This is a genomic window from Blastococcus sp. HT6-30 (assembly GCF_039729015.1).
Lineage (GTDB): Bacteria > Actinomycetota > Actinomycetes > Mycobacteriales > Geodermatophilaceae > Blastococcus.
The window spans coordinates 2,859,908-2,872,064 of the sequence record NZ_CP155792.1; the positions used below are offsets into that span (position 1 = coordinate 2,859,908).

At 71.9% G+C, this 12,157-nt stretch carries 10 protein-coding genes; all 10 read right to left on the minus strand.

Translation table 11 applies throughout. The annotated features are described in order from the left end of the window. Positions 1-35: 35 nt before the first annotated feature. Positions 36-806: a GntR family transcriptional regulator gene (locus ABC795_RS13790; RefSeq protein ID WP_347057760.1), complete on the minus strand. Its 771-nt coding sequence runs from the start codon at positions 804-806 to the stop codon at positions 36-38. Positions 807-907: 101 nt separating this feature from the next. Next, positions 908-2,149 (minus strand): CoA transferase, encoded by a 1,242-nt coding sequence (locus tag ABC795_RS13795; protein ID WP_347057761.1) that lies wholly within the window; start codon positions 2,147-2,149, stop codon positions 908-910. Beyond that, positions 2,146-3,576, minus strand: coding sequence for a dihydrolipoyl dehydrogenase (lpdA, locus tag ABC795_RS13800; RefSeq protein ID WP_347057762.1), 1,431 nt, complete (start codon positions 3,574-3,576; stop codon positions 2,146-2,148). Before lpdA ends, ABC795_RS13795 begins: the two co-directional genes overlap by 4 nt. Next, positions 3,576-4,970 (minus strand): dihydrolipoamide acetyltransferase family protein, encoded by a 1,395-nt coding sequence (locus tag ABC795_RS13805; RefSeq protein WP_347057763.1) that lies wholly within the window; start codon positions 4,968-4,970, stop codon positions 3,576-3,578. The genes lpdA and ABC795_RS13805 overlap by 1 nt, the downstream gene beginning before the upstream one ends. Further along, positions 4,967-5,947, minus strand: coding sequence for an alpha-ketoacid dehydrogenase subunit beta (locus ABC795_RS13810; RefSeq protein WP_347057764.1), 981 nt, complete (start codon positions 5,945-5,947; stop codon positions 4,967-4,969). The genes ABC795_RS13805 and ABC795_RS13810 overlap by 4 nt, the downstream gene beginning before the upstream one ends. A 16-nt stretch (positions 5,948-5,963) precedes the next feature. Next, on the minus strand, positions 5,964-7,100 hold the full coding sequence (gene pdhA / locus ABC795_RS13815; RefSeq protein ID WP_347057765.1) for a pyruvate dehydrogenase (acetyl-transferring) E1 component subunit alpha: 1,137 nt from the start codon (positions 7,098-7,100) through the stop codon (positions 5,964-5,966). 58 nt (positions 7,101-7,158) lie between these two features. Further along, positions 7,159-8,502: a TRAP transporter large permease gene (locus tag ABC795_RS13820; protein ID WP_347057766.1), complete on the minus strand. Its 1,344-nt coding sequence runs from the start codon at positions 8,500-8,502 to the stop codon at positions 7,159-7,161. After that, positions 8,499-9,161 carry a TRAP transporter small permease gene (locus ABC795_RS13825; protein WP_347057767.1) on the minus strand — a complete coding sequence of 221 codons (663 nt, stop codon included), beginning with the start codon at positions 9,159-9,161 and terminating at the stop codon, positions 8,499-8,501. Before ABC795_RS13825 ends, ABC795_RS13820 begins: the two co-directional genes overlap by 4 nt. 14 nt (positions 9,162-9,175) lie before the next feature. Further along, positions 9,176-10,315 (minus strand): C4-dicarboxylate TRAP transporter substrate-binding protein, encoded by a 1,140-nt coding sequence (locus ABC795_RS13830; RefSeq protein ID WP_347057768.1) that lies wholly within the window; start codon positions 10,313-10,315, stop codon positions 9,176-9,178. A gap of 217 nt (positions 10,316-10,532) precedes the next feature. After that, complete coding sequence (locus ABC795_RS13835; RefSeq protein ID WP_347057769.1) at positions 10,533-11,984, minus strand: FAD-linked oxidase C-terminal domain-containing protein; 1,452 nt, start codon at positions 11,982-11,984, stop codon at positions 10,533-10,535. Positions 11,985-12,157 lie beyond the last annotated feature (173 nt).

Sequence of the window (12,157 nt, forward strand, 5' to 3'; positions counted from 1 at the left end):
CTGGCTCCCCTACTACTCCGACCCGGTCGGCTGCGCTACGGAAGCGGAGCGGACGCCGCGTCCCGGGACTCCGCGTCGCCCTCGCCGGGTGCATCCCGGTCCTCTTTCGCGGCGGAGCGGGTCCGCACCAGGTGGGCAACCAGCAGCTGGCCGGCATGCCTGATGTGCTCCTCCATCGCGACGCGGGCGCCATCGGCATCACGCCGGTGCAAAGCCTGGATCAACGCGGTGTGGTCGTGCGCGGAGGCCTCCTCCCAGCCGGCGATGGACGTGAAGAAGCGGGTCGGCACGTACCGCACCGAGAGGCCGAGGAACCAGTTCAGCTTGGGTGCGGCCGCCACCTGGTTGATCATCCGGTGCAGAAGGTGGTTGCAGCGGGCGACGACGTCCCCGTCCCCTGCCCGCGCGGCTCGTGCCAGCCGGTCCTGGAGATCGTCGATCTCGGCGAGGTCCGTGTCGCTGAGCTTGAGCGCCGCGCGAGCGGCCAGCTCCCCGGCGATGGTCGCCTGGACGAAGAAGAGGTCGGCGACGTCCTCCGGCGACAGGGGCGCGACCACGAAACCCCGCCGCGGCTCCGAGACTACGAAACCCTCACCGCGCAGCAGGAGGAGTCCCTCCCTGGCCGGTGTCACGCTGATCCCGAGATCCGCCGCGATGCGGTCGAGGCGAACGAACTCACCCTCCCGGAGCTCCCCGGACATGATCAGCGCGCGGACGTAGCCCGCCGACTCCTCGCTGAGGGCCTGACGGCCGCGTGGCGGCTGCGAGGAGTGGAATCCGTCGATGCCCGATGCCTCTACCGCCACCTCAGCATGGTAGTCGGCCGACCCCGCCCCGTACTCGATGGATGGCGCGCGGCGGGGTGAGGCGGCAACCGTCCCGCCTCTCTGCGGCCGGTCGACGGCGGTCACTCTGCCGCCGAGGTGGGCGCCAGGACGCCCTCGTCGTGCAGCCGACCGATCTCCCGCGATCCCAGCCCGAGCACCTCGGTCAGCACCTCGTCGGTGTCGGCGCCGAGCACGGGCGCCGGGCGGGGAGGCTCCTCCACCGCATGGGGTCGCAGCGGGCTGCCCATCGCCAGCAGGCGACCGACGCCGGGCTGCTCCAGCTCGGTGAGCGGCGAGGACGCGGGGTCGGCCTCGTGCTCCCGCACGACATCCGTAGCCGTGCGGTATGGACCCCAGAGAACCCGTGCGGCCTCGAGTTGCCGGCTGACGGTCGCAACATCGCGGGAGGCGAACCAACCGCGCAGGATCGCCGCAATCGTCTCCCGGTGGTGGTACCGGCTCACCTCGTCCTCGAGGTCCACGCCGAGGGCCTTCTCCAGCGCGGCGAAGACCTCTCCCGTCCCGGTCACCTGGCACAGCGACCGCCATTGGCCCTCGGTCAGTGCCACCACCATCACCCGGCGTCCGTCCGAGGTGGGGAAGTCGACGCCGAAGCTGCCGTACACGTGGTTGCCGTGCCGCGGCCGGTCCACCCCCGACAGCTGGGCGTCCGCGTACCAGCCGAGCGCCGCCACCCCGGCCAGCGCGACGTCGGCGAGGGCCACCTCGAGGTAGCTGCCCCGACCCGTGCGGTCCCGGTGCCGCAGCGCGGCGAGCAACCCGACGACCGCCGACTGCCCGGTGAGCAGGTCCCACGCCGGGAGCACGTGGTTCACCGGCGCACCGTCCGACTCGCCGCCGGTCATGTTGGGGATCCCCGCCGCGGCGTTGACCGTGTAGTCCACCGCCGGCCGGCCGTCGCGGTGCCCTTGGACGTGGACGTGGACGAGGTCTGGCCGGCGCGCCGAGAGCGCGGACCAGTCCAGCCACGAACGGGCCACGTTGTTGTCCAGGAACACCCCGCTGTCCCGGCCAGGGGCAGTGATCAGGGCGGTCACCAGCTCCTTCCCGGCCGGGGACCGGAGATCCACGGTGACCGAGCGCTTCCCCTTGTTGAGGCTGTGCCAGTACAGGCTGGCGCCGTTGGGGGCCAGCGGCCAGCGTCGGTGGTCGGTGGCCCCGCCCAGCGGGTCGACGCGGATGACGTCGGCACCCAGCTGGGCGAGCGTCATGCCGCCGGAGGGACCGGCCACGTACGTCGCGCACTCCACGACGCGCAGCCCCTCCAGCGGCCGGTCGCCGGCGCCCGCCGCCGCGGTCACGAGGCCGCCGCGGCCGGCACCGTCGCCCCGGCCGGCTGGTGCAAGAGGCTGCGCGCGACGTCGGACGTCATCTCGCTCAGCGTCGGGTGCGGGTGGATCGACGCCAGCAGGTCCAGCGGGGACGCCGCCATCTCGATGGCGAGGACCCCTTCGGCGATCAGCTCCGACGCGTGCGGACCGACGATGTGCACGCCGACCACCGCATCGACCGACCGGTCCACAACCAGCTGCGTGAACCCCTCCGTGGCGTCCATCGTCGCGGCCCGCCCCGAGGCGCTCAGCGGGAGGCGCGCGACGGCGACGTCCATGCCCTGCGCCCGGGCCTCCTCGGGCGACAGACCCGCGACTGCGATCTCTGGGTCGCTGAACACGACGGCGGGGATGGCCGCCGGATCGAACGCCGCACGCTTGCCGCACAACACCTCGGCGGCCACCTCCCCCTCCGCCGTCGCCTTGTGCGCGAGGGCCGGTCCCGCCGTGATGTCGCCGATGGCCGCGACGTGCGGTGCGGCCATGCGATCCGGCCCCACCGCCAGGAGCCCACCGACGTCGGGCGTGATGCCGATCTTCTTCAGCCCCAGCCCGTCGGTGTTGGGGCGCCGACCGATGGCCACGATCATCTTCTCGGCCGACACCCGCTTCTCACCGGAGGCCGCGGTCGCCGTGACCACGCCGTCCTCGAAGCCTTCCACCCGGTGCCCGAGCAGCACGTCGACGCCGAGCGCCTTGAGCCGCTGGCGGACGGGACGCAGCAGCGCGGCGTCGACCCCCGGGAGGAGCCGGTCGAGCGCCTCGATGATGGTCACCCGAGTGCCCAGCTTGGCGAACGCCGTTCCGAGCTCCAGACCGATGTAGCCACCTCCCACCACCACGATGCTGCGCGGCAACGTCTGCAGGGCCAGGGCGTCCGTGGAGTCCAGGACCCGCTCCCCGTCCCGGGGAAGCCCCGGGAGCTCCACCGGCCGAGATCCGGTCGAGAGCAGGACGTCGGTGTACTGCAGGTGCCGCGGTGGGCGGTCGTCGGCGGACTGCAGCACCCCCGAGCCCGGCCTGGTGAACCGGAACTCGCCGGCCGCGACCTCGACGCCGGCCCGGCGGAGCAGCCCCGAGACGCCTCCGGTGAGCCCGCCGACCTTTGCCGCTTTCCACTCCTGGAACCGCGCCATGTCCACCGACACGTCGCCGACCGTGAGACCGGCGTCCCCGAGCCCGCCGGCCCGGTGCGCCACCTCGGCCACCTCGATGAGCGCCTTGCTGGGGATGCAGCCGACCTGGAGGCAGACCCCGCCCACGCCGGCGTCCCCGAGCCGGTCGACGAGCAGCACGCTGCGGCCCAGGGCGGCCGCGCGCAGCGCCGCCGTATAGCCGCCGGGGCCGGCGCCGACCACGAGCAGGTCGACGCCCTCTGCCACTTCTCCGACGACCATCACTCCCCCTTGAGCAGCAGGATCGGATCGGCCAGGTAGGCGATGAGGGTGGCCAGGAAGGCCCCCATGTCGTCGCCGTCGATCAGCCGGTGGTCGGCGGAGACCGACAACGGCAGCGTCGGCCGGACCACGGGCACACCGTCGACGGGGACCACGGAGTCGCGGATGCGACCGAAACCGGCGATCGCGGCCTCGGGCGGCCGGATGATCGGCGTGGCGAGCCAGCCGCCGAAGCTGCCGAAGTTGGTGATCGTGAAGGTCCCCTCGGACATCTGCGCGGAGCTGACGGTGCGGTCCCGGGCAGCCGAGGCGAGCTGGTCGATCTCTCGCGACAGCTCGCCCAGGGACTTGCCGTCCGCATCCTTGACCACCGGCACCATCAGCCCGGCAGCGGTCGCCGTGGCCAGGCCGATGTTGCGCCGGCCGTGGTAGGTGATCGTCTCGGCAGCCATGTCGATGCTGGCGTTGAACTTGGGGTGCTCGGCCAGCGTCGCGACGACGGCCTTGACCAGCAGCGGCAGGAACGTGAAGGCCACGCCGTCGGCCTCCAGGTGCGGCCGGAGGCTGGCCCGCGCCCGCACGAGAGCGGTGGCGTCGACCTCCCGGAACTCCGTGATGTGCGGGATCTGCTGCCACGAGGTCGTCATGGACTTCGCGATCGAGCGCCGCAGCCCGCGCAGGGGCACGGTCTCGTCGGCGAGCCGGCGCACGACGCGCCGCGGCTCGCCGGGCTCCGCGGAGCTCCCGCCCGCGGCCCCGGCGGTCTCGTCCACGCCCGTGTCGGCGACCGCGGGCGCGGCCGCGAAGGCCCGCACGTCGTCCGCGGTCACCCGGCCACCCGGACCGGAGCCACGCACGGCCGTCAGGTCGACCCCTGTCTCCAGCGCCAGCCGGCGGGTGGCCGGCGAGGCCAGTACCCGCCCGATCCGGGAGCGGCCCCCGTCGGCGGCCGCGGTGGGCGAGGGAGCCCCCGCCGCCGCCTCCGGGGACTGCGCCACGGCGGCGGGCGTGGGCAGCGCAGGCGCGGCGGCCGGCGGCTGCTCGGCGGCCGGCGGCTGCTCTTCGGCCGGCGGCTGCTCGGCGATCGGCGGCTGCTCGGCGGCCGGCGAGGTCGCCGGGCCGCCCGTGCCGTGGCTGCGGATCTTCACCGACTCATCGGTCTCGAAGACCACCAGCAGCGCCCCGATCTCGAGGACGTCGCCGACCTCGCCACCGAGGCGGAGCACCGTCCCGTTCACCGGAGACGGGATCTCCACGACCGCCTTGTCGGTCTCCACTTCGGCCAGGACCTGGTCGCGGACGACGGTGGAACCCGGCTGCACGTGCCACTCGACGATCTCGCCCGCATCGAGGCCCTCCCCGACGTCGGGAAGGCGGAACTCCAGCTCGCTCACTTGGCGCTCACCGTCCGGCGGACGGCGTCGACGACGCGCTCGACACTCGGGATGTAGTAGTCCTCGATCGAGGCGATCGGATACGGGGTGTCCGGCGACGCCACCCGGGCCACCGGAGCCTCCAGGGAGTAGAACGCCTCCTCCTGCAGGGTCGCGACCACCTCGGCCCCGAACCCGGCCGTCAGCGGGGCCTCGTGGACGACGACGCAGCGCCCCGTCGCCTCCACGGCCGACACCAGCCCCTCGACGTCCAGGGGGACGAGCGTGCGCAGGTCCAGCACCGTCGCCTCGATGCCCTCCTCCGCGAGCCGCGCGGCGGACCGCTCGGCCAGTTGCACCGCGGCGCTCCACGCCACCAGCGTCACGTCGCCGCCCTCGCGGGTGACCCGGGACTGACCGAAGGGAACGGTGTAGTCCCCCTCCGGAACCTCACCCTTGACCAGCCGGTACCCCCGCAGCGGCTCGCAGAAGAGCACCGGGTCGGGGTCGCGGATGGCCTCCAGCAGCATGCCCTTGGCGTCGTAGGGGTTCGACGGCATGACCACCTTGAGCCCGGGGGCCTGCACGAACTGCGCCTCGAGGGCGTCGGAGTGCAGCTCCGGGGTCCGGACGCCGCCACCGAAGGGGGTGCGGATGGTGACCTGCGCGTTGTACCGGCCCTGCGAGCGGTAGCGGTAACGCGCGATCTGCGGCGCGATCTGGTGGAACGCCTGGTGGGTGAACCCGAGGAACTGGATCTCCGCCACGGGGACCAGGCCGGAGACCGCCAGCCCGAGCGCCGAGCCCGCGATCACCGCCTCGGCCAGGGGCATGTCGAACACCCGGTCGGCGCCGAACTCCTTGAGCAGCCCGTCCGTCGCCCGGAAGACACCGCCGAGCTGGCCGATGTCCTGGCCCAGCGCCACGACCCGTTCGTCGCGCGCCATCTCCTCCCGGAGGGCTGACCGGATCGCCTCGATCATCGTCATCGTCGCCATGGTGTCGCTCCTCGGCTCAGTGGGAGTCCAGCGCGGCACGCTGCTGCGCACGCAGGCGCTCCGGCGGGTCGGCGTAGACGTGGGTGTAGATCTGCTCGGGGTTCGGGGGTGCGAAGGCCTCGGCGGACTCGATCGCCTCGTCGACCTGCCGGTCGATGCCGGCCTGCATCTCCCGTTCGGCCTCGTCGTCCCAGGCGTCCTGGCTGCGCAGCCAGGACGTGACGCGGCGGATGGGGTCGCGCTCGTCCCAGCCGCTGAGCTCCACCGGCTCCATGTAGCGGGTCGGGTCGTCGGCGGTGTTGTGGGCACCCATCCGGTACGTCTGGGACTCGATCAGCGTCGGTCCCTCCCCCCGCCGGGCACGCTCGACCGCCTGCTGCATCGCCGTGTACACGGCGAACAGGTCGTTGCCGTCGACGATGACGCCCGGGAAGCCGTACCCCTCGGCCCGGCTGGCGAAGTTCGACGCCGCGGTCTGCTTCGTTCGCGGGGTGGAGATCGCCCATCCGTTGTTCTGCAGGAAGAAGACCACCGGTGCCCGGGTGACACCGGCGAGGTTCATGGCCTCGTGCGTGTCTCCCTCCGAGGAGGCGCCGTCGCCGAAGTAGGTGGTCACGACGCCGTCGCTGCCCTGCAGCTTCAGCCCCCATCCCAGCCCGACCGCGTGCGGGAGCTGCGCGGCCAGCGCGATCTGCAGCGGGAGCACCTTGACCCCGTCGGGCACCCGACCGCCGGCCGGGTTCCCCATCCAGTACAGCAGGTACCCGTCGAGCGGAAAGCCGTGGCGGACGACCCCGGGGAGCTCACGGTACTGCGGAACGATCCAGTCGCGGGCGGGGTCGAGGGCGAACGACGAGCCGACGACCGAGGCCTCCTGGCCGCGGACGGCGGAGAACGTGCCCATGCGCCCCTGCCGCTGGAGGCTGATCGCCCGGACGTCCACCGTCCGGGACAGCATCATCCAGCGGAGCGCGTCGCGGACCTGCTCGGTGCTCAGCGGGACCTCGGCCCCGGGACGGACCGTCCCGTCGGGCGACAGGATCTCCAGCCGCTCGCCCGGGCCGGCGAAGCTCTGCTCGACCTCTTCCTGTTTCCTGTCGAGGTCCAGTTCGGCCTCGGTCTTCGGGTCGTCAGCTGTCGGGTGGGCGGTCATGGCAGCCCTTCCTTCGTGCGCGTCGGTGGGTATGGGTCGGGACGGGAGGACCGGGTCACTAGCCGATCTGGCTGGGCAACCAGGTCACGAGGTCCGGGATGAGGAACAGGAGCGAGGTGGTGAACAACTCGGCCGGGAGGAACCAGGCGATACCCCGGAACGCGTCCTCCAGTCGGACTCCGGGTGTGCCTGCAAGGACGTAGACGTTCAATCCCACCGGTGGGGTGATCAGCCCGATCTCGATCATCTTCACAGTGAGGATGGCGAACCAGATGCCGTCGAAGCCCAGGCCGATGACGACCGGGTAAGCGAGAGGCAGGACGATCAGCATGATCGAGATCGGGTCGAGGAACATCCCGAGCGGCACCATGATCGCCAGCAGGACGACGATGAGGACCGTCGGCGGCACCGGGAGCTCCAACGCCCAGTTGGCGAAGGCGTTGGTGATCCCGGCGCTGACCAGGAAGTAGGTGAACAGGCTGGCGCCCACCAGGATGGCGAAGATGAAGCTGGTCACCGACGCCGCCTCCGCGAAGCTGTTCCGCAGATTGATCATCAGCTGACGGGGCCCGTACCGGAACACGTCCGCCAGGAGCATGAACAGCGCGGCCAAGGCACCCAGCGAGGCGGCCTCGGTCGCGGTGAAGAACCCCGCGTAGATGCCGCCGATGACGATGGCGAACAAGACGGTGATCTTGACCAGCCCGGCATAACCCTTGCCCTGCGGCCGGTTGCCGGCGAGGCTCGGCTGGTCGTCGACGGCCGTCGGGGCCTGGTTGAAGCCGCCGATGGCCGGCCGCAGCCGTACCCGGATGATCACCAGCGACATGAACACCAGCGCCGACAGGATGCCGGGGACGATCCCGGCGGTGAGCAACGCGCCGATGGACTCACCGGTGATGATGCCGTAGATGACCAGCACGATGCTCGGCGGGATGAGCACGCTCAGCGTGCCCGCCGCGGCCACGATGCCGGCGGCGAACGCCACGTTGTAGCCGTACTTGCGCATCTCGACGATGGCGACCCGTCCGACGGTCGCCGTGGTGGCCACGCTCGACCCGGACACCGCGCCGAAGCCGGCGCAGGCGGCGATGGACGCGAGCCCCAGACCACCGGGCAGCCGGCGCAGCAGCCGGTGGCTGATCCGGAAGACGTCCTCGGCCACCCGCGCGTGCGCTGCCAGCACGCCCATGAGGATGAACATGGGTATGACGACCAGCGTCGCCTCCGCCGTCGCCTGGTACGGCAGCGACCCCATCGTGCTGGCCGTGATGTCAGCACCGCGGTAGACGATCAGGCCCAGGATCCCCGCGGTGGCGAGGGCGAAGGCCACAGGAACGCCCGTGCACAGGAGCACGAGCAGGACGAGGACGGCGAGGGCCGCCACGAGCCCTGCGGTCACGACCGGGCGCCCCTGTCGCGCTCGGTCGCCGCGGACGCCGCCTCGGGGTGTTCGTGCTGGACGGTCGGGGCACCCGTCCGGGCCCCGACGATCTCGTCGTAGGTGCTCAGCGCCAGCTCCAGGATCAAGGCGACGAGGCCGAGCGGGATCACGATCCGGATCGGCCAGATAGGGACAGGGACGAGGCCGAAACGGAACTCTCCGACCTGGAAGGAGTTGACGGCCACGACGGCCGTCTCGTAGGTCATCCACAGGAGCACCGCGATGGCGACGACCAGACCGACCGCGCGCACGACGTGGGCGGTGCGCGTCGGCAGGCGCTCGGTGACCAGGTCGACGCCGATGTGGGCCCCGGTGCGCTGCGCATAGGCCAGGCCGAGGAAGACCAGCCCGGCGAGCAGCACCTCGCTGTACTCGACCACCCCGGGGATGGAGGACCCGGTGATCTGGCGGACCAACACGTCCAGTGCCGTACTGATCATGATGCCGACGATCAGAAGGGCAGCGATGACGCCGAAGGTCGTCGCGATCAGGTGGATGACCTTGCGGACCGGCCCCCCGGGCCGCTCCGCGGGCGTGCCGTCGATCGGCGGCACGGAGTGCGCGTCACCGATCAGCGCGTCGGGGGACAACGGGTCGTTGCCCCCCGACGCACCCACCGGTGTCGAACCGGTCAGTTCCCGTTCCGCTCTGCGCAGGCCACGAGGCCGGGCGTGTAGGAGGACTCGGCGGAGTACTGCTCCAGGGCGGCCTGGTAGTCCTCCAGGTACCCGTCCACCTCGTCCGCGGAGACGCCGGCGCTCGTGGCCTGCTCACGCCAGGCGTTCAGCACGCTGTCGCCGACCATGGTCTCGAACTCCTCGACGTCCGCCTCCGGGAACACGCCGGGCGTGCCACCGGCCTCCAGGAACGTGTCGCAGGTGTTCTGCTCCTCTTCGGCCAGCAGCGCGATGGCGTCGGTGACGTACTGGTCGATCTCTTCGGTCATGAGCTCACGGGTCTCCTCCGGGAGTCCGTCCCAGAGGCTCTTCGTGATGACCAGCGCGCCGAGGTTGTAGAGGCCGGTGCCCGGGTCCGTCATGTTGGGCGCGACCTCGTGGAGGCTGTTGGCCACCGCGACGTCGAACGGGTAGGAGGTGAACCCGTCGATGACCCCGCGCTCCACCGACTCGTAGATCTCCGGGGCCGAGAGGGCGACCGGGCTGGCGCCGGTCTGCTCGATCGCCTGGCTGAGCAGGCCGACGGCGCGGATCTGCCGGCCCTGGAAGTCGTCGAGCCCGGACAGCGGCTCCGACGTCGCCACCATGGTCGGCGCCAGCGGCACGAAGCTGAGGACGTGGACGCCCTGGTTCTCGTACTCGGCGCGGAAGGCCTCGTTGTTCTCGTAGAGGTCGTTCATGGCCCGGACCTGCGCCTCGGCGTCGTCGGTCTGGAAGGGCACGCCCACGACCTGGGAGAGCGGCAACTCACCCGGGTAGTACAGGGCGATCATGAAGCCGAGGTCGGCCCGGCCCTGCGCGACGCCCTGCAGCGTGTCCGTCGCGGACAGCAGGGACTCCTGGTAGAACTCCTCGACCGTGATGTCGCCCTGCTCCTCGATCGAGTCGAAGTAGTTGGCGATCCCGGTGCTCAAGGACGAGTTGGGAGGCAGGTAGTTGGAGTACTGCCAGTCGAAGGACTGACCCTCGGCCCCAGCGCCACCCCCACCACCGCCGCTGCCGCCGGAGTCCCCGCCGCAGGCAGCCAGCGAGGCCGCCAGCACCGCCGCCGCGCCAACCGCAGCGGCCCGCTTCATGCGTAGTGAGCTGTGCACGCCATCTCCTCGATCTCAGTGCTGAGAGGGCCAGCCCGATTCGGCGGCCCTGTGACCGAGACGACAACACATACGATATATGTGAGTCAAGTAACAGCTTGGTCACCGTGTCGAAAAGTCGCTCCGGGGAGCCCTTCCGGTCGGACCTGTTCCGATGGGGCCGCGCCGATCAGCGACCGGGCGCGCGGCGTCCCCCTGTCCGGAGCGCACCGCGCGGTCACCGCGCCGGTGCGGTGAACACCTTGCCCGGGTTGAGGATGCCGTACGGGTCCAGCGCCGCCTTGACCGAGCGGTGCATGGCGAGCACGGCCTCCGGTATCTCGGCTACCAGGCCGTCACGCTTGAGCAGTCCGACTCCGTGCTCCCCGGTGACCGTGCCCCCCAGCTCCAGGGCGGCAGCGATGATGTCCTGGAACGCCAGCTGGGCGCGGTCGCGGGCGGCTTCGTCGCCCGGTGGGGTGATCAGCAACGGGTGCAGGTTGCCGTCCCCGGCGTGCGCGATGTTGGCGATGACGATGTCGTGCGACGCCCCGATCTGCTCGATGCGGGCGAGCATCGACGGGACCGCGGCCTTGGGCATGCACACGTCCTCGGTGAGCACCGGCCCGAGCCGCTCCAGCGCCGGGTAGGCCAGCCGGCGTGCGGCGAACAGCGCATCCGCCTCCTCTGCATCGGTGCTGACGGCCGCCCAGCTCGCGCCGGCGCGCTCGAACGCGGCCAGCATCTGCTCGGCCTCGGCGTCCCCGGCAGCCCCTGGGGTGTCGACCCGGCCCAGCAGCACGACCTCGGCGTCCTGCGACAGACCCATGTTCTTCCATGCGTCCACGGCAGCCAGGCAGTGCCGGTCCACCAGTTCGAGCGCCGACGGGGTGAGCCCGGCGGCAGCGACCGCTGTGACCGCCTCGCCCGCGGCGACCACCGAGTCGAAGTAGCCGGCCACCGTGCGCTCCGGATCGCGCAGCGGGCGCAGCCTCAGGGTCACCTCGGTGATGATGCCCAGCGTGCCCTCGCTCCCGACCATGAGGCCGGTGAGGTCGTACCCGGCCACTCCCTTGGCCGTGCGCCGACCCAGCCTGACCAGCTCGCCGGTGCCGGTGACAACCTGCACCCCCATCACGTAGTCCCTGGTGACGCCGTACTTGACGCAGCACACCCCACCGGCATTGGTCGCCACGTTGCCGCCGATGGTCGACCAGGGGGAGCTGGCCGGGTCCGGCGGGTACCAGAGACCGTGGCCGGCGACGTGCGTGCGCAAGTCGTCGTTGATCACCCCTGGCTGGACGACGGCGAAGCGCTCCAGCTCGTCGACCTCCAGCACCGCATCCATCGCCTCCAACGAGACGACGACACAGCCGGCGGTGGCGTTCGCCCCGCCGGACAAGCCGGTACCGGCACCCCGCGGGACGACGGGGGTGCGGTGCTCGATGCAGGCGCGGACGACCGCCTGCACCTCTTCGGCGATGCGCGGCCGGACCGCGGCGGCGGGCAGCACGTTCTCGGCCCACTCGGCCTCGTCGTGGGCGTAGGCGGCCAGCACGTCGGGGTCGGTGACCAGCCGGTCGGCCGGTAGCGCCGCCGCCAGGGCCGCGACCAGGTCGGCGGCCCCGCCGGCGGCTCCCGCCGGCGAGGGCTCGGGGGCGTCGCGGTTGGTGGGAGGTGGCGTCGTCACACCGGAACGGTAGGTGTGGCACCTGACACACTCGACGGAGGGTGGGTCCGACCGCCCGGGATCCCGACCAGGTGCTCCACGCGCCCGTCGGCAGCCCTCCGTTTCGCTGCGGCCGGTGCCACACGGCCACGCACCACCGGCCGGTCCGCCGGTTCCGCGGGCCCTCGCGCCAG

Coding starts and splice junctions, on each gene's coding strand:
- ABC795_RS13810 (WP_347057764.1), bottom strand. CDS start 5,947: ATGGCGACGATGACGATGATCGAGGCGATCCGGTCAGCCCTCCGGGAG.
- pdhA (WP_347057765.1), bottom strand. CDS start 7,100: ATGACCGCCCACCCGACAGCTGACGACCCGAAGACCGAGGCCGAACTG.
- lpdA (WP_347057762.1), bottom strand. CDS start 3,576: ATGGTCGTCGGAGAAGTGGCAGAGGGCGTCGACCTGCTCGTGGTCGGC.